Below are 17,183 nucleotides of genomic sequence, written 5' to 3' on the forward strand. Positions count from 1 at the left end.
ATAAAAAAATGTTTTATCAAATAAAAAAAATATATTTTGTAAATAAAACAAAAACAACGGATTTGACAAATTCTCTTTTTCTTTTTTATGATAACGTTTTGTTATCATAGCTTCATGCCGGATTTATGAAATCTGTTTTACAGTTTGCTGTTCTATTACTACTTTTGTGTTCTGGATGCCATGCCAGGCCGATTTCTTTTGAGCCTTTTTCTGGTAAATTATCTCCTCAAAAGTTTGTACCTAAACACTCTCCGGAAGAATATCTTTCGGAAGGGAAACACTATTTAGAACAACAAAGTTACCGCAAAGCGTTACTTTGTTTTGGTATGATTACCCATCATTTTTCGAAAGATCCTTTATATACTGAAGCTTTATACTTAACTGGAGTATGTTACTTTAAAAATGGTCAACCGGATCTAGCTGAGAAAGCTTTTGCAGCTTATATGCAACTTCCTGATGCTAACTATTCTGAAGAATTGTTTTTAATGAAATATTCTATAGCGAAGAGTTTCGCTCAAGGAAAACGCAAACGTGTATTCCTTTTAGAAGGATTTCCTAAATTAGCTAATGCCGATGCTGATGCTTTGCGTATCTATGATGAAATACTCACAGCCTTTCCTAATAAAGATTTAGGAGCCCAAGCGTTGTATCTTAAAGGTGACCTACTTGTTATCAAAAAAGATTTTCCTGAAGCTATTAAAACTTTTAAAAAACTAACATTACAATTTTCTGCACACGCATTATCTCCAAAGTCCTTTGTTCGTCTTTCAGAAATTTACCTTATGCAGGCGCAAAAAGAACCTCATAATGTGCAATATTTAAATTTAGCGAAGATCAATGAAGAGGCCATCAAAAAACAGCACCCCAATCATCCTTTAACTCATGTTGTTTCTGCAAATGTAAGCTCTATGTGTGAGCGTTATGCTTCAGGACTGTACGCTACCGGGCGCTTCTATGAGAAAAAGAAAAAGCCTCATGCTGCGAGTATCTATTACACTACAGCTATTGATAACTATCCTGAGTCATCTTTAGTAGCTAAGTGTCAAAAACGACTAAATAGAATAGAAAAACATTCTTCTTAGTTTTAAGATATCTCTCATGCGTATATTAGTTTTTTCCCTGTTTTCCTGTTTGTTTGGTCTGGGACTATGTTCTTGTAGTGGATATTCTATCCTAAATTCTTCAGGAACTTTATCGGATTTGGGACGCTCTATACGTTCTGAAGGTATTTATCTTTCTCCGATTGATAAGGATTCCTTAGGGCAATTGACATCAGCTCTTGTTTATGAATTAGGGAAGCGTTCTCTCCCTATACGCAATGGAGAAAGCTGCGCTCGCTACCTTCTCAAAGTACAGCTCCTGAATGAAGTTGACGAGAATACGGGTTTTACGTATGCCCCAAATAAAATTGGTGATAAGACCCCGAGACATTTTATTGTCTCTAGTGAGGGGCGTTTATCTATATCTGCGAAAGTACAACTTATTGACAGACATTCGGGACAAGTCATAGTCGATGACTGTATATCAAGAAAATCGGTCTCTTTTGATTTTGAACCTGATTTAGGCATGGTGAATGCTCATCAGTTTGCCTTAGGTCAATTTGAAATGCATAATGAGGCTATTAAGAGCGCCTGGCGTGTGTTATACGCTCATTTAGCCGAGACTATTGTTCAACAGGTATATTATGACCTCTTCTGATGGAGAAGCAGTCTTCCCGGCACTCCTTAGTGAACTTCACAATATGCTCGACTTTGTTAAAGGGACAGGACAGCTAAAAACATTTCCAAAAGAGAAATTATTAAAGCTAGAGCTTGCCTGTGAAGAGCTTCTTGTTAATATTATCTCCTATGCCTACCAAGAAGCACAATCTCCAGGAACTATAGCTATTCGCTGTAACGGAAATAAAGAAGCTTTACAAGTCACTATAAAAGATAATGGGTCTTCTTTTAATCCCCTCACCGCATCCATTGATATTCAGGATCAACTTCCTTTAGATGAAAGAAAGCTTGGCGGGCTAGGGATCTTTTTAGCGAAAAACTCTGTGGATGAGTTCCAATACGAAAGACATGGAGATGCCAATATCGTACACCTAAAAATCCGTAATAACTGAACTAATCTTGATTAAAGCGAAAAGAACGCAGCATGCTTTCTGTATCTTTTATATCTTGTAGATATATCTGAAGTGCTTCAAGAATCAATGCGGATTGATTGTATTCTCCAGAAGCTTGAAATGCCATTTCTGGGGTATAATCACCTCCAGAGTGATATAAAGCAATATACCCTCGAGTCACAGCCTCTCCTTGGACAAGCTCTGGTACTAACCAAACAGCAAAATCTGCATTAAATAAAGTGAGTTTATCTGCCGATTCTGCAATGATAAAATTATTAACAGGAAGATCACCAATAGAGTCGATTTTAAGTTCAGATGCGGAATGAGACAGGACATCGGCTATATCCATGAAGCCCTCAGGAAACGCCGTTCCTTTGTTACAGATAGAACGACGGTAAAATTCTTCTAAAAAATCCAAACTCATAGCATTTTCCCTCTTACTCATGGTAATTCTTTATTTTAAGAGGCGTCAAGAGCTTTCTCAGACTCACACAAAGATTCAAACCTAAGTAACAAGCTATCAAAATCCCTATAATGATAAGAGTTTTTTTAAGATCCGGACTGGTTAGTTTTCTGTTAGGAATACTTACAATTCCTTTATATGCGGACATGTCTTTCCCCGAAACACGAGGAAATGCCATAGCTATCATCCACGCAGAAACAGGCAAAGTACTTTATGCCAAGGATATAGATAAGAGAATCTATCCTGCTAGCATGACAAAAATAGCTACAGCCCTATTTATTCTAAAAAAACATCCCGACGTCTTAAATCGTTTTATTACTGTAAAACAAGATGCTATTGCCTCAATCACCCCTCAAGCTAAAAAACAATCAGGCTATCGCAGTCCTCCGCATTGGCTAGAGACCGATGGGGTAACAATACAGCTACAAAACAAAGAAGAAGTATCAGGGTGGGATCTCTTTCATGCGTTATTGATCTGCTCAGCTAACGATGCTGCTAACACCTTAGCAATGGCATGCTCAGGATCTGTAGTAGAGTTCATGAAGCAATTAAATAGCTTCTTAGAAGAAATCGGTTGTTTGGATACGCATTTTAATAATCCCCACGGTCTACATCACCCTAACCACTACACAACGGCACGAGATTTAACATCCATTATGCGTGAGGGCTTAAAAGAACCCTTATTTCGTCAGGTCATTCGGACTACCAACTATAAAATGGCTCCAACTAATCTCAGCCAAGAGAGAATTCTAAATCTTACAAATAAACTCATTCTTCCTGGATCTACCTACTACTATCCTCCTGCGTTAGGAGGAAAAACAGGAACAACAAAAGATGCGGGAAAAAATCTTATCTTTTCAGCGAAAAAACACGGTCGCTCTATTATCACTATAGCTGCTGGCTATTCTGCTATGGGAGAGCTTTATGAAGATGTTATAGCTTTATGTGAAGGAGTATTTAATGAACCTACTTTACGCAGATACCTTATCCCCCCTACAGACAAATATACCTTACGCTTAGGCATTTTAGGGAAGATCACTGTTCCTCTACGTAAAGGAGTTTATTACGATTTTTATGCTTCCGAAGGCGAGGAACTCCGCACAATTTCGTTCGTTCCTCATGCAACAAAATTTCCTATTCATAAGGGAGATCTTCTTGGCCATTGGGTATTTTGCAACCTCTCTGGAGAGAAAGTCCGTGCTGAACCCCTCTATGCACTGGATACTATTCACCCTTCTGCTGTCCAAAAAATCTATTTGTATACTAAACGCATAGTTACTTCGTATAGAACCTACATTGTCTTAACGTTAGTACTTCTCTATTATAGAAAAACACGCGTGCACCGAAGGAAATCCTCTCGGTATTACCTATAGTATAACTCTTTCTTTTAGCTTATGGAAAACCTAATTTTCGCATAAAATACGTGGGTATTTTGAGATAATAAGGAATATTATGCGCAAATATCTAGTTTGTGGCTTACTTGCCTCTATTTTTCTACCTATGATGGGAATAGCAGAGGAATTTTCCGAGACTTTTGTATCTGCTACGTTATGCATTTCTAGAGACGATGCTCCAAAAGTATCTGCTTGGCATTTTTGGAAAGACCCAAAAGTCGTGAGAGAAGAACAGCATACCTACTTTTTAAAACAGGTAATATGTGCATTAAAACGTCCTGAAATCTGGAATGACCCCTTAAATCTTCTGCATATTTTATTACAGTTTGATAAATTCCCTGAAGCGTCAGGAGAGTGTCATAACTTATTGCTAGTTATTATCAAACATAGAGTGATGATACTTACCATGAATATGCATAAATAACACACTCTATGCAGAAACTTTGCTGCTTGCACGGACAAAGTGAGCAGCAAAAAAGCCATCTCCACTTTCTGGTGATAATGCGGTATGCATGTGATGTTCTTCTTCCCATCCTAAAGACTTCATGAAAGCAACTTGCTTTTCATTTTCTTCAGAAAGTAAAGAACAGGTGATATAGACAAGCTTCCCACCAGGTCTTACGTAATTCACAGCCTCCCTAAGAATCTTTCTTTGTACTCGAGAGAATGTAATAAGAAGCTTTTTAGAAAATTGGCTTTTCTTTTCAGGATGGCGTCGAAATACTCCCGTTCCTGTACAAGGAGCATCAACAACTACGATAGAAAAACTATTTCTTCTTAGATGCTGCTCTCCTATGGAAAAGTTTCTTACTCCCGCTCTACGCAAACGTTGTTTTGCCTCTTCCAAAACATCCTTACGGCTATCATGTAAAACAACATGATGCGCTCTTTCGGCAAAAATTAGACTTTTTCCCCCAGCTCCCGCACAAAAATCTAAAATACGATCTTTTTTACTTATAGGAATATCCAAAGTGATTTTCTGAGATGATTCATCTTGAACTTCAAATAAACCACGATGAAATGCCGCGCTGTGTTGCAAAGGATAACGCTTATCAAAACGTAGAGAACCTGGAACAGATCCTGGTTCACTGGGATATTCTAAACGTTTTTGAAGATCTTCTACAGAAGTTCGTCGTGTATTCACACGAATAGCACAAGGAGCTTCCTGAAGAAAAATCCCAGAGAGTTCCCTAGCTCGTTCTTGGCCGTAATCTTCAATTAAGCATTCAGCAAGGTCATCAGATACAGAATAACGCACAGGCCAGGGAAGATCTTGATATTTTTCAATATCATCCAAAGCTCCTTCTTCAACTTTGGCTACTAAAGCTTCAGGAGTAACTTCCTGATTATCTTGTTGAATAAGCGCCTCTAATAACCGTCGATGACGCAAAATAGCAAAAATACGCGTACTCATCCATTGACGATCTTTAGAACCTAAAGAACGATGTTGTTTAAAATACAGAGCCACACGATTCACCTCACCAATAGGCGTGGTATAGAGCTCATTAAGTAATGTATATAAATGATGTAGACGAAAAGGAACCATAACGAAAAAGTATACACTTTTTTATGTTATTTTCCTTTGAAAAAACCTTAAAAGAAAAAATACCTATTTAAACTTTATTCCTTAAGTAGAGAAAACGAAACTTTAAGATAAAAAATAGCGTTAGGGTTTTTTAAACATACATAAAAATTGCTGCCATAAGGTCGGTTGTGGTGTGTAGTAGTTAATACTTTTTTTCAAAGAAGAGTATACCTTATTATCGAAGTCCAAAAGCCAACGCATTAAAAGTATACGCATCATTTTCAACCACAATCCTGGGCTGCAATCACGGATACTATACATCCTACCGATTTGCTCTGGTGTGGCATCATTAGTGATCGAAACAATAGTTTTCAAATCTTCAGACACAATACGTCGTAGGATTTCTGCTAGAAATCCTTGAGCAAATAGAGCTTCTTGAGGAAAAAATTCAGCGACTTCTTGCCAAGTACTTACCATGGCTTTTCCTTGGGGAGTGAGTAGCTGAGATCCCACTAAAGAATTCGTAAGAACATCAGAAATAGAATCTGTAACAATACCCCCGATGATTGCTTGGAAATCTTCACGACTCAATGTATAGAGATCTTTGAGCTCTGTTAATAGATGGAAATTTTTTTCTGATAGTGTGTGCAAGGATAATACTTTCTCTGAAAGAAATTGATCTAAAAGTTCTAAACTCAAAGGCAAATAAGTATTTTGGCTTTCCAGGAAAGTCATTAAAGCTTCCATGATCACCTGTGAAGAGGATTCTGCAGCCATACCTTCTTTTATTGAAGAGCTCATATCCATGTTTTCTGAATGTATTTCGATATCGTGAGTAAAGTCTTCCCAGGAAGAAAAATTTGTTTTTTCCTTACCAAATACAGAACTGGCTACATTAGAGATTTTATTTAAAGGACGTTGACGTTCTAGAAAAATGATGTTCTTCAAAAACAAAAGCTTTTTTACAATGGTCTGTTTTTTTGCGAAAGTGTCTTTACGAAATACCCTATACAAAATACGTGTATAAGGTGTTTCTTGACGTAGACGCATATCAATAATAGAAAGGAGTCTTCCTGATAGAGAATAGGAAATTACAGAGCGTGAAAAAAGTTCCCGAATTGCTTTTTGGATAGTCTCTTTCATACCATCTTGATCGGAAGAAAGAGCAGCGTTTATAGGCCAAGTTTCTAAAAGGGATTGTTTCTTATTATAAACAAGAGTACGCGATCCATCACGGATAGCTAATTCAACAACGCGTAGAAAGTAGTCTGTAGAGAATCGCAAATCCAACATCATGGGAAAAATACGGTCGTATCGTTTTCTTTTTGCTTATTCTCTAGAGACATTATTATTGCATTATTTTTATTTCTAAAAATAGCCGTTTTATTGTTCTTTATCTCCGTCCACTATCTTTTGAGGATTTTCGATATTACCTTGATACAATCTCCTTAACTTAGATTCCCTTGTTTCGTAGGAGAAGAAAAAGTTCTGTATCATGTCATTAAGTCTTTTCTCATATTCCTTACGATTACCATGATACGCCTCTTCTAGATGAGGTAAGTTGGACTTAACAATAGTCACCACTAAATCATAATTTATAGGAATTTGCAGACCCGTTTGTAAAGAATCATCAGCCCACAAATTGAGGTATTCTCCCATTAACTTTGTATGCATATCACGTAAAGATGCGAGAATTTGTCTCACTATAGTAGCTTCTTCATACCCCTTACCTGCAAGGGCATCAAGACGCGAGGCTAAATCTAAGATAAATGTATAATCATAATCGGTATCAGCTTTTTTAAGAGTCTCTATAGCTTTTTTACAATTGATTCGCTCATTGAAAGGCAGTGAGGAAAGCTTTGCAATTCCCCGAACTGTCGCTATAGGGTCTTGTACTTTCTCTCCCCTCAATACATCTTGAAGATGCGTCAAAATAATATCAGCTTCTACAACACTTGCAACAGGAGCCAATCCCATTGCTATAGTAACATCGTAATCTTCTTTCCCTAATTTATAGGTGATAACTTCTTGTTGTGCAGACCATTTAGAAGCCATACGCAGCATTAAGGCAAGCGCCATAGTTCCTTCAGGGCTTTCAGGATCTCCGCCACAGAAATCTATGGAAGACTCCACACATCTTCTAGAGATGCAGCAACACATTTTTTTAAATATATTTATGAAAAACTGTCTTATAGATGTACAACATCCTACCGTAGCTTCTGGAGCAGTTTTAACTTCAGCGATAGCTTCTGCGGGTAAATCTGTTTCAACAAAGAGATCCCTATAACTTTTAGAACATGGTTCGCGTCTTACAAAATTAGAGGTCCCTAATCTGTTATACCACAATCTTTGGACTGCTTGACGAATTCTGGACAATATACCTTTGAGAAAACCTTCCTGAGACTCTGAGTTTACTCTACCTTGAAGATCGCTATTCATTCCTTCAGAGGCATTAGTTTCAGGAATCCCATGTTCTGCATATTTTTCATCAAAAATAGAACCTATATGTTCAGAAATACGATCTTCTAAATCAACATCATCACCCTCTCCTCCTTCTTTAGAGGAGCTTCCTTCCGCAAATAGATCCTTCCATGAAGGCTCAGTGCCCCCACCACCTGAAATTGGCGATCCCATAATTTAATCCCTAATCCTATTCTGGTAAACTAAAGGCATCAACGGCTAAGATAGATGCTGTTTTTACATAGACTTCGGGACTTAAAAACTTCATTAAATCTAAAGCTCCTGCATTCCACCGAGTCTCCACCTTGACTGAAGAAGAATCATAGCGTCCTGTGTTCGCAGCCATAAACTTATTCGCGAAGCCCCTTACAACAACCTCTCCCTTTCCAGCAAATGAAGACCAGAATTTCGGCATACCATTAGGGTTCTTATTTCTTATATCATTTAAATCCCGAGCAAGAGATTGTAATGTGGGTTGCCAATCATAACTCTCTTCAGTATCTCCGTACTCTTCAACAAGCGTATCCACATAATCGATGTAGTCTACTTCATTGCTTAATAAGCTCCCTTCCAGACCTATACGTGACAATACTTGAAGAAGTACAGATTCTCCCTGTTGTTTTTGTTCTTTCTCACCGAGATCCCATAGCGATCGAGATTGAGTAATGGCCATTCTTAATGGAAGTTCATTAATTCCTGGGCGTACCAAACGAGCTTCTTTCAAAATATCTGCACGTGCTTGACCTAGTCTAGTTGCTAACGTTTGCAAGCAGGAGAGTTGATATTCTTTTGGTTCTTCTGATTCTGTCTTTGTCCAACGATCTTTAATCTGAAGAGACAATGAATCTAATTTTGATTGTTTTGTTGTATTATGAATCTCTAACTCTGTTCTTAACTTCTCCGCTATTGATTGTGACTCCATCACACTAGAATCTGTAGAAGCTGCAGAATCTACACTAGAAAGAGATGACATACTTCCACTACGTTGTAATTTTGGACGTGTGAGCTCTCCTGTCGGAGGTTGAGGAGCTTTACGTTTTTTAGATCCTGTTCCACTCGTTGATGGTGTTTGCGACATACTCGCAGTAGTCGGTGGCGGTGGAGCTGGACGTGAGGGTCTTGGCCTACCTGTTGATGGAGCATGTGCGGAAGGAGGAGGGGGTGGAGGGGGTGTATTTGGACGCTGCGACCCCACACCTCTACGAGGAACTGTTGGGGATTCTGCTTTAACTCCTGCAGTATAGCCTTTCTTTTTTAATCCTCGAGCAGCACCTTCTGTCGACCTTGCGCTATCACTGGAGCTCGTACTATCAGTAGATTTTATACTACTTGTATCCCCATCTACATCCATAACTGATGCATTTGAGGATCTACGATTACCAGATGGTCCCGGCTGTGGAGAAGAAGCCCGGGAACTTCCTCGTGAAGAAGACCCTTTAAATAAACTCGAGAATATATTGCTTACAGCAGACCCGATTCTTGATAACAAACTCGGGGTTTCAGGTGTATTATTTTGTGTAGAAACACTATGGGGTCCTACGGCTCCAGAAGGCCCTCCAGAATCCTGAACATCTGGATGTTGTTGATGAGCTCCAGAAATCCATAGATCATCGTTATTGCTGCGACCACTTGGATTAATTCCCATAGTTTTTCTCCATTTTTATAATTTAATTTTAAAATTAAAATTGATTTAGTCGCACACTTTTATTTAAAAACAAAATCAAAACATCAATGTTTAATTATAAAAATGAAATAAAATGAAACTATAAGAATTAGCAAATAAATAAAACGCAATACACTGAAAATGTGTCTCTTAAGATATATGAAGATGCGCTGATGTCGTTTAGACAACGAAAGAATCGTTTTAAAATCACTTAGATATTACTAATGAATCATTTAAGAAATGATTCTCCATATAAACTATGAATCAAAAACGATGGATCAAATAAAACAAAAAAATGTACTAATTAAAGAACGTATTTAAATACGTAATCAAAGAAATCTTAACGAAAAGTGAGGTTATAAGAGTGCTTGGCTTCATCTATTATAGAGGCCTTACGCAAGACCTCCATAAAATAATGCCTTAAAAATCTTAATCTTGTGATGGGGATAGAACTTCTGTTCCAGGTAAAAAACCTTTTTCTAAAAACTCTAGAGAAGCTCCGCCTCCGGTTGATACGTGTGATACTTGAGAGGTACATCCTGCTAGCGCAACGACAGCAGCAGCATCGCCACCACCAACAACAGTTGTTGCGGAAGAATGCCGAGCTAGACAATTGGCGATTGCCATAGAGCCCTGATCAAAAGGAGGAACTTCATAAACACCAACGGGACCGTTCCAAAATACTGTTGCTGATGCATCAATGATCTTACAAAACTCTTGAATAGTTTTGGTTCCAATATCTAAACCTTCAAGATCTGCAGGGATCCCCTGATCTATTAACATTTCCGACCATGCTACTCCGGATTCACAAGTCTTTGCCACCTTCACATCTATAGGAAGAACAATACGCACATTACGCTTCTCAGCAAGTTTCAAAACACGACGAGCAAGATCTATTCCTGATTCTTCAACTAGGGAATTCCCTACAGATTTTCCCAATGCCTTTAAAAACGTGAATCCCATGCCTCCTGCTAAAAGTAAATTATCTACTTGCGATAGTAAGGCTTCTATTACTCCTATTTTTGAAGATACTTTAGATCCACCAAGGATCGCAGTAAAAGGACGTTTAGGAGAGAGTAGAAGGTGTTGGCCTAGAAATTCTAGTTCTTTTTCCATAAGAAGGCCTGCTGCAGATCTTCCAGGAAAGGCTTGGGGAACAGTGTACACAGAAGCATGTTTTCTATGAGAAGTTCCAAAAGCATCATTCACATAAAAATCTCCATAAGAAGAAAGTTCCGCAGCAAATGTAGGATCTTCTTCCGGATGCTCTTCTCCTCTATGGAAACGGAGATTTTCTAATAGCAACACACGTCCTGGAGATAACTGTGCTACTGCCTGACGCGCAACCTCCCCGATACAATCGGGAGCTAAAGGTACATGATGTCCTAAGTATCCTTCTAAAATTTCAACAACAGGCTGCAAAGAATACTTCTCTTCAAAACCTGTTCCCTTAGGACGTCCTAGATGACTCATTAAAATTACGGCGGCGCGTTTTTGCAACAGATAGTTAATTGTTGGCATGGCGCTACGAATGCGGATATCATCAAGAATCTTCCCATCTTTTATAGGAACATTAAAATCTACACGAACTAAAACCTTTTTTTCTTCTGGGGAAAGGTCCCTGACTGTCAATCTATCCATATACCTTGAGAAACTATCTAAGATGATTTCCCTATTTTTACTGGAAGAGCGCTCTTAAAGCAAAGAAAAATAGAATAGAGAGTATCGCTCCTGCAGGAAGAGTGATAAACCATGACATGATAATGTCTTTGATAATGTTTAAATTAATAGCATGGATACCACGGGCAAGACCTATCCCTAAGACAGCACCAACCACCACATGAGTTGTAGATATGGGTAGTCCCATAGCTGATGCTAAAGCAATCGTAACAGCAGCACTTAAGCCTACAGAAAATCCTCGAGACGGGGTCAATTCGGTAATCTTACAACCTACGGTTTCAATCACTCGCCATCCCCAAACGGATAACCCTATAATCAATCCGACACCACCAAAAGCCATAAGTCCTATTAATGTGTAAGAAGAATATGTTTGAGGGTATACTTGTCGCAATACCCCAGCTACAGGAGCTATGGCGTTAGCTACATCGTTAGATCCATGGGCAAAAGCCATGAAACAGGCAATGATAATTTGTAAATAAGCAAAGATTCTCTCAACAATGAGATATTTTCTCCCGTAGTTTCCCCCACATGTTTTTAAACGACAAAGCAAACTTCCTGATTTCGGAGACTCGCAAATAAAGGAGCAGTGTGGCGTATGCACATATTTAAACATAATGGCATAGGCAAGACCTCCTATAAGGAAAACTAATAATAAAGCCCAAGGGAGGGGGATTAATCGTGTGATTACACCGCCACAAACAATAATTATTCCTAAAACAATTATCACAAAAGCCGCAAGAAATGGCGCTATGCGAATCATCGCACCCACAGGGTCATTCTTATAGAGGATATTTCTACGTATAAAAGAAAAGATCAAATAAGCAATGCATCCCCCCATTAATGGAGAAATCACCCAACTAATTAAAATGGCTCCTACAGATCCCCAATAAATGACCGTTCCCTTGCCAAGAACAAGACCAAAGCCAATCACAGCACCTACTATGGAATGCGTTGTAGAAACTGGCCATCCAAAATACGATGCTAATTGTAGCCACACTCCCGTAGCTAATAGGGCTCCCGTCATACCATAAACATAATCTCCAGAAGCCATCAGTGGATCAGAAACTGAGACAATACGACTTTCTATAGTTCCTGCGACACGATCTCCAAGGAATAATGCTCCTAAAAATTCAAAAATGGCGGCGATGATTACAGCCTGACGTAATGTCAATACTCCAGATCCCACACTAGGGCCAACAGCGTTAGCAACGTCGTTAGCTCCTATATTCCAAGAGGTGTAAAAACCGCATAAGAGAACGAAAATGAGTAGGGCAAGCATGAAATATTACTTTTCTTCCAGCGTCATATTAACTCGATGGGCAAGTTTCTCCGAACTATCAGAAATACCCGCAGCGCGCTTAATTACCTGCAGCCATAAATAGAATTCTTTTTCAGAAATGATAAATTCATCAGAGAAAAATATTTGCATGATCTCTCGTTGAATAACATCACATTCGTGTTCTGCTTTTGCCACGCGACCTACTAGAAAACGCGCTTTATCAGCTTTACGCCCTCCAAAAGAGCTTTCTAGTAATTTATTGAATTCCTGTATGACCGTCATAGTAAGATCAAAAGTTTCAACACTTTTATGTAGGAATTGGAAAAAAATCTTCTCAAATTCCGGATAAAAACGCAGCCTTCTAACAGTAAGTAAGATAGCAACATCTTCAGAAACATCAGCGATGCTATCCTGTATAGAAATAATTTCCAATAATCCTGCCCGAGATATAGGCATAAATAAGCCTACAGGCAGATGATTACGCATATCATTTTTTATACAATCTGCTTGATATTCCTTATCGGAAATATTCTTCGCGATTATTTGTACCTGTTTGTAATCCCCGTCTCGTAAAGCTGTGAAGATCGGCACCATTTGCTGAACGCAAAATGCTACGACTTCCAAGTGTGCTTGTAGCGGGGCAAAAGGAGACTGTCCGAACAGACGAGCAAGGGTTTGCATAAGAATACCTTTTTAGTAATAATAACGTGCTTTAATGATCTTGTAAATGACTTATGACTCATTCACCTATCTTACAAGTTAAAGATCTATCGGTAAGTCTGAATAAACGTCAGGCACGCTACCCTATTATCGAGTCATTGTCCTTTGATCTACATAAAGGAAAGACATTAGCGATTATCGGGGAATCGGGATCCGGGAAATCGGTAACTGCTCAGGCTCTTATGCAGCTATTACCCTCTCCTTTATTTTCCGCATCAGGAAAAATTCTTTTCCATGGGAAAGATTTGTTAGAGGCTCCACGTGGAATCTTAAGATCGATTTTTGGAACGAAAATCTCTATGATTTTTCAAAATCCTCAATCCTCTTTAAATCCTGTATTCACAATAGAGCAACAATTTCAAGAACTTATCCGTACTCATCTTCATCTTCCTCATAAGGAAGGAAGGGAGAAAATTATCCAAGCTCTTATAGATACAGGATTTCATAATCCCAAACTTTGTCTAAAACTCTATCCTCATCAGCTCTCCGGAGGAATGTTACAAAGAGTATCTATCGCTATGGCGCTTCTTTCCTCTCCGGAAATTTTAATCGCCGATGAACCAACAACAGCTCTTGATGTTTCTGTTCAATACCAAATCTTACAATTATTAAAAGGTTTGCAGGAAAAAATAGGCATGAGTCTGCTCATCATCACCCATAATATGGGTGTTGTTGCTGAAACTTCTGATGAAGTACTCGTTCTCTATGCAGGAAGAATGGCAGAATATGCCTCTGCCAAGGAAATTTTCCATAACCCTTGTCATCCCTATACCCAAGATCTTCTAGCGTCACGCCCTTCGCTGCAAAGCGAAACATTTACAGCAATTCCTGGACAACCTCCCCACTATAGCACCCTGCCTTCAGGATGTTGCTATTATCCAAGATGCTCAAAAGCCTATGGGAAATGCAAAAAAGAATCTCCAGAAGTTCAAAATATAGGAGAAGGACACAAAGTAAGGTGCTGGCTATATGAATGATCCTTTAGTACAAGCTAATCAGCTAAAAAAATATTACTACAAGCGTTCAAGCTGGTTCTGTAGAAAGACAATAGCAACAAGAGCTATTGATAATATTTCTTTCTCCATACCTTCAGGGAAGATTATAGGTCTGATTGGAGAATCAGGATCAGGAAAGACCACATTAGCTTTAGCACTTTCTGGACTATTATCGCTGACCTCCGGCTACTTGTCTTTTAATAATACCCCCATCAAGCTGTATTCTAAACATGATTTAAAGAAACTCCGCTCTTATGTGCGGATGGTTTTTCAGAATCCTAAGGCTTCTTTAAATCCTAGGAAAACAATTTTTGATAGTTTAGGTCATGCTCTTATTCATCATCGTATAATTACAAAAGACAAACTCCATTCTGTAATTGGAGAAACTTTAGAACTTGTAGGACTATCCACAGATTATTTTTATCGTTATCCTCATCAGCTCTCGGGAGGTCAACAACAGCGAGTATCTATAGCTAGAGCCCTATTAGGAGCTCCAAAACTTATCATATGCGATGAGGTAGTTTCCGCTTTGGATCTTTCCATGCAAGCGCAAATCCTAAATATGCTCTCGAACTTACAAAAAGAGTTAAAGATGAGCTACCTATTTATCTCCCATGATTTAGCTGTTGTCCGCTCTTTTTGTTCGGAAGTCATCATCATGTATAAAGGGAAAATTGTTGAATCAGGAGCCACTGAAGACATCTTCTTAAATCCTAAACATCCTTATACGCAAATGCTTCTCAACTCACAGCTTCCTGATCTTCCAGAAAATCGTAGTGTAGAGCATAAATTAAAAGTATATCAGACAAACACTTCCGAGACTCCTTCACCAACAGGATGTGTTTTCTATAATCGCTGCCCCAAGCGACAAAAAACCTGTCTCCAAGGCCCTATTCCAGAACAAACAGATGGAGATAAGCACTCATATCAGTGCATTCTTTAAAAGATAGTAATAGAGAAGATCTTAGGATCTTCTCTATTACTAAGCTTTCTTCAACAACCACTCTTCTAGTTGCTTTAGCTGATCTTCATCATGAACATGTAGCGATACTCTATGATGGGAGCCCTGGGATTTTACTGTTACCTTGTAACCTAAAGACTGGCTAAGACGTTCTTGCATGTCTTGATAATTTGAAACTGGAAGTGTTTTTACACGCTCTTTAGAAGACGAAACTACGGATTCACCTGATAATAATCTCTTTGCCTCTTGTTCAGCTTCACGAACAGCAAGACGCTGTGAGATAATTCTCTCAGCAAGAATTTCTCGTAATTTAGAATCTTCAAGAGTGAGGATAACTTTAGCATGCCCTAAAGTAATCTCCCCTAAATACAGACTTTTTTGAATAGTTTCAGATAAGGAAAAAAGTCGTAGATAATTTGCAACTGTAGAGCGTTTTTTCCCTACCCTCAACGCCACCTTATCTTGAGTTAAACCAAAAACATTAATAAGCTTTTTAAAAGCCTCTGCCATTTCCATAGGGCTGAGATTTACACGTTGAATATTTTCTATAAGTGTTGCTTCCGCAGCAATGTCATCGGTAATGACTTGCTTAAGAACAACAGGAATAGTGGTATATCCCGCAAGCTGTAAAGCTCTCCAACGACGTTCCCCAGCGATTAATTCATAATATAAAACTTTATCACCGCTACGAATCTCACGCACTACTGGAGGATGAATCAAACCCACAGATTTTAAAGATGATACTAATTCTTGAAGTTCTACTTCAGAGAACACCCGACGAGGTTGAAAGGGACTCACCCGAATATTATCGATAGCCACTTCTATTATCGTATCTTTATTGATAACTCCGCTCACAAATTACCTTCGCTATTTTCTTATCATCTCTGGAACATTTTTAGTGGCATAGAGATGGCATTTATCCCAATTTATTTTAAGGAAAAATAGTATCACAGAAGTTTTTCTATCAAAAGAGCTTGTAGAAGTGAAGTGCTTTTTTTAGTGTTTCCTATCGTTAGGACATCTCAAATCAAGGAGTTTACGAAAAAATTTTTTCCAGATACACTGAGGGTATTAAGCGCTTTACATCCTAAAATTATGAAGAACTTGCTATCCTCAATATGGAAAAGGGTTTATTCCTATTCGTTTACTTTAACAATCCTTGTGACCTTATCCATATTCCTCACTGGAAAGATCATCTATAATTTCCAAAAAAGCGATCGTGAAAAACACGAAAGTATTCTTCTTCTTACTAAAACTGCAGAATCTGCAGTTTTTCAAGGATTTATACCCCCTAAAACTGCCTTGCCGATGTTAGAACGTGCCTATCGTATGGGCGGAAACTCTGTAAAACCTTATGCAGGTTTCCTTTCTTCTTGTTTCTACATTCATAACGAACCGTTACGTGGTGCATATTACGCAGGACTTGCTTATGGTAGCGGAGCAAGTTTCCGTATACCCTCCCCAGCTCAGGTTTTATTAAAAGAAATCGCAGATGCTCAAGCTACTCAAGATTACCAAACAGCTTTAGAAAAATCTTCCCAGCTTCTTCAGCTAGCAGCGTCTTCAGAAGACTATCCTACACTACGCTTTCTTACTCTCCTAAGAATCATAGAGATCAAAGAAATCTTAGATCAAGATACTGAAATGGATTTTGAAGAGCTCAAAACTTTACCTTTGTTCAAAGAGTTTGAACAATTTTATAAAGATGGAGAGTGGACATTAACTAAACGTTTTGGCAAAAAGCACTAACTGCCTATTTATATTAAGGATCTGTATGCCCTCTTCTGTAGACACTCAAGAACTCCCTAATACCTCAACGGAATCCTCCTCTACACAGACAGCGACAGAACCCTCTCCTCAACATCCCCCGAAAATCCTTTCTGGGTCCTTAGTTATCTATCCTCATGAGGACAATCAAACCACACCTTAAGGC

General features: G+C 38.6%; 18 protein-coding genes. 9 read left to right on the forward strand and 9 right to left on the reverse strand.

Annotation, left to right across the window (positions count from 1 at the left end):
• Positions 1-125 precede the first annotated feature (125 nt).
• Genes O1W69_RS01150 through O1W69_RS01160 form a run of 3 tightly spaced genes read left to right on the forward strand, consistent with a single transcriptional unit; the run spans position 126 to position 2,110 of the window.
• The gene (locus O1W69_RS01150; RefSeq protein WP_375793704.1) at positions 126-1,082 is read left to right on the forward strand and encodes a tetratricopeptide repeat protein; all 957 of its coding nucleotides are present in this window, start codon (positions 126-128) and stop codon (positions 1,080-1,082) included.
• A 16-nt stretch (positions 1,083-1,098) separates the two neighbouring features.
• Positions 1,099-1,698, forward strand: a complete 600-nt coding sequence (locus O1W69_RS01155) for a lipopolysaccharide-assembly family protein (protein ID WP_375793705.1) — start codon at positions 1,099-1,101, stop codon at positions 1,696-1,698.
• Positions 1,685-2,110: an ATP-binding protein gene (locus O1W69_RS01160; protein WP_375793706.1), complete on the forward strand. Its 426-nt coding sequence runs from the start codon at positions 1,685-1,687 to the stop codon at positions 2,108-2,110. Before O1W69_RS01155 ends, O1W69_RS01160 begins: the two co-directional genes overlap by 14 nt.
• Position 2,111: 1 nt before the next feature.
• Here O1W69_RS01160 and O1W69_RS01165 read toward each other — a convergent pair whose 3' ends face one another.
• A complete protein-coding gene (locus O1W69_RS01165) occupies positions 2,112-2,534 on the reverse strand; it encodes a hypothetical protein (protein ID WP_375793707.1) in 423 nt (140 codons plus the stop codon).
• Positions 2,535-2,644: 110 nt separating this feature from the next.
• Here O1W69_RS01165 and O1W69_RS01170 point away from each other — a divergent pair, with 110 nt between their 5' ends.
• Complete coding sequence (locus O1W69_RS01170) at positions 2,645-3,946, forward strand: D-alanyl-D-alanine carboxypeptidase family protein (protein WP_375793708.1); 1,302 nt, start codon at positions 2,645-2,647, stop codon at positions 3,944-3,946.
• A gap of 79 nt (positions 3,947-4,025) precedes the next feature.
• Positions 4,026-4,391 carry a hypothetical protein gene (locus O1W69_RS01175; protein WP_375793709.1) on the forward strand — a complete coding sequence of 122 codons (366 nt, stop codon included), beginning with the start codon at positions 4,026-4,028 and terminating at the stop codon, positions 4,389-4,391.
• A gap of 6 nt (positions 4,392-4,397) precedes the next feature.
• On the opposite strand, the gene O1W69_RS01180 is transcribed toward O1W69_RS01175, so the two are convergent.
• The 7 genes from O1W69_RS01180 to O1W69_RS01210 form a co-directional block, all read right to left on the reverse strand.
• Positions 4,398-5,513: an RsmB/NOP family class I SAM-dependent RNA methyltransferase gene (locus tag O1W69_RS01180; RefSeq protein WP_375793710.1), complete on the reverse strand. Its 1,116-nt coding sequence runs from the start codon at positions 5,511-5,513 to the stop codon at positions 4,398-4,400.
• Positions 5,514-5,633: 120 nt separating this feature from the next.
• Complete coding sequence (locus O1W69_RS01185; protein ID WP_375793711.1) at positions 5,634-6,788, reverse strand: hypothetical protein; 1,155 nt, start codon at positions 6,786-6,788, stop codon at positions 5,634-5,636.
• 87 nt (positions 6,789-6,875) lie between these two features.
• Positions 6,876-8,126 (reverse strand): hypothetical protein, encoded by a 1,251-nt coding sequence (locus O1W69_RS01190; RefSeq protein ID WP_375793712.1) that lies wholly within the window; start codon positions 8,124-8,126, stop codon positions 6,876-6,878.
• 16 nt (positions 8,127-8,142) lie between these two features.
• A complete protein-coding gene (semD, locus tag O1W69_RS01195; protein ID WP_375793713.1) occupies positions 8,143-9,597 on the reverse strand; it encodes a SemD/SinC family type III secretion system effector in 1,455 nt (484 codons plus the stop codon).
• A 447-nt stretch (positions 9,598-10,044) separates the two neighbouring features.
• Positions 10,045-11,256, reverse strand: a complete 1,212-nt coding sequence (locus O1W69_RS01200) for a phosphoglycerate kinase (RefSeq protein WP_375793714.1) — start codon at positions 11,254-11,256, stop codon at positions 10,045-10,047.
• A 37-nt stretch (positions 11,257-11,293) separates the two neighbouring features.
• Complete coding sequence (locus tag O1W69_RS01205; RefSeq protein ID WP_375793715.1) at positions 11,294-12,574, reverse strand: inorganic phosphate transporter; 1,281 nt, start codon at positions 12,572-12,574, stop codon at positions 11,294-11,296.
• A gap of 6 nt (positions 12,575-12,580) precedes the next feature.
• Positions 12,581-13,255: a TIGR00153 family protein gene (locus O1W69_RS01210; RefSeq protein WP_375793716.1), complete on the reverse strand. Its 675-nt coding sequence runs from the start codon at positions 13,253-13,255 to the stop codon at positions 12,581-12,583.
• Positions 13,256-13,308: 53 nt separating this feature from the next.
• Between O1W69_RS01210 and O1W69_RS01215 the strand changes: the two genes are divergently transcribed.
• Together O1W69_RS01215 and O1W69_RS01220 are read left to right on the forward strand one after the other, a co-directional pair.
• Positions 13,309-14,271: an ABC transporter ATP-binding protein gene (locus O1W69_RS01215; RefSeq protein ID WP_375793717.1), complete on the forward strand. Its 963-nt coding sequence runs from the start codon at positions 13,309-13,311 to the stop codon at positions 14,269-14,271.
• Positions 14,264-15,232, forward strand: coding sequence for an oligopeptide/dipeptide ABC transporter ATP-binding protein (locus tag O1W69_RS01220; RefSeq protein WP_375793718.1), 969 nt, complete (start codon positions 14,264-14,266; stop codon positions 15,230-15,232). Before O1W69_RS01215 ends, O1W69_RS01220 begins: the two co-directional genes overlap by 8 nt.
• A gap of 39 nt (positions 15,233-15,271) precedes the next feature.
• Here O1W69_RS01220 and O1W69_RS01225 read toward each other — a convergent pair whose 3' ends face one another.
• Positions 15,272-16,105, reverse strand: coding sequence for a ParB/RepB/Spo0J family partition protein (locus O1W69_RS01225; RefSeq protein WP_375793719.1), 834 nt, complete (start codon positions 16,103-16,105; stop codon positions 15,272-15,274).
• A 240-nt stretch (positions 16,106-16,345) separates the two neighbouring features.
• Between O1W69_RS01225 and O1W69_RS01230 the strand changes: the two genes are divergently transcribed.
• Positions 16,346-16,999: a hypothetical protein gene (locus tag O1W69_RS01230; protein WP_375793720.1), complete on the forward strand. Its 654-nt coding sequence runs from the start codon at positions 16,346-16,348 to the stop codon at positions 16,997-16,999.
• Between the two features lie 25 nt (positions 17,000-17,024).
• Positions 17,025-17,180, forward strand: coding sequence for a hypothetical protein (locus O1W69_RS01235; protein ID WP_375793721.1), 156 nt, complete (start codon positions 17,025-17,027; stop codon positions 17,178-17,180).
• Positions 17,181-17,183: the final 3 nt, after the last annotated feature.

Source organism: Chlamydia sp. 12-01, from assembly GCF_042234205.1.
Taxonomy (GTDB): Bacteria; Chlamydiota; Chlamydiia; order Chlamydiales; family Chlamydiaceae; genus Chlamydia.

Coding starts and splice junctions, on each gene's coding strand:
- O1W69_RS01215 (WP_375793717.1), top strand. CDS start 13,309: ATGACTCATTCACCTATCTTACAAGTTAAAGATCTATCGGTAAGTCTG.
- O1W69_RS01155 (WP_375793705.1), top strand. CDS start 1,099: ATGCGTATATTAGTTTTTTCCCTGTTTTCCTGTTTGTTTGGTCTGGGA.
- O1W69_RS01235 (WP_375793721.1), top strand. CDS start 17,025: ATGCCCTCTTCTGTAGACACTCAAGAACTCCCTAATACCTCAACGGAA.
- O1W69_RS01230 (WP_375793720.1), top strand. CDS start 16,346: ATGAAGAACTTGCTATCCTCAATATGGAAAAGGGTTTATTCCTATTCG.
- semD (WP_375793713.1), bottom strand. CDS start 9,597: ATGGGAATTAATCCAAGTGGTCGCAGCAATAACGATGATCTATGGATT.
- O1W69_RS01220 (WP_375793718.1), top strand. CDS start 14,264: ATGAATGATCCTTTAGTACAAGCTAATCAGCTAAAAAAATATTACTAC.
- O1W69_RS01205 (WP_375793715.1), bottom strand. CDS start 12,574: ATGCTTGCCCTACTCATTTTCGTTCTCTTATGCGGTTTTTACACCTCT.
- O1W69_RS01165 (WP_375793707.1), bottom strand. CDS start 2,534: ATGAGTTTGGATTTTTTAGAAGAATTTTACCGTCGTTCTATCTGTAAC.
- O1W69_RS01150 (WP_375793704.1), top strand. CDS start 126: ATGAAATCTGTTTTACAGTTTGCTGTTCTATTACTACTTTTGTGTTCT.
- O1W69_RS01190 (WP_375793712.1), bottom strand. CDS start 8,126: ATGGGATCGCCAATTTCAGGTGGTGGGGGCACTGAGCCTTCATGGAAG.
- O1W69_RS01185 (WP_375793711.1), bottom strand. CDS start 6,788: ATGATGTTGGATTTGCGATTCTCTACAGACTACTTTCTACGCGTTGTT.
- O1W69_RS01200 (WP_375793714.1), bottom strand. CDS start 11,256: ATGGATAGATTGACAGTCAGGGACCTTTCCCCAGAAGAAAAAAAGGTT.
- O1W69_RS01210 (WP_375793716.1), bottom strand. CDS start 13,255: ATGCAAACCCTTGCTCGTCTGTTCGGACAGTCTCCTTTTGCCCCGCTA.
- O1W69_RS01175 (WP_375793709.1), top strand. CDS start 4,026: ATGCGCAAATATCTAGTTTGTGGCTTACTTGCCTCTATTTTTCTACCT.
- O1W69_RS01180 (WP_375793710.1), bottom strand. CDS start 5,513: ATGGTTCCTTTTCGTCTACATCATTTATATACATTACTTAATGAGCTC.
- O1W69_RS01160 (WP_375793706.1), top strand. CDS start 1,685: ATGACCTCTTCTGATGGAGAAGCAGTCTTCCCGGCACTCCTTAGTGAA.
- O1W69_RS01170 (WP_375793708.1), top strand. CDS start 2,645: ATGATAAGAGTTTTTTTAAGATCCGGACTGGTTAGTTTTCTGTTAGGA.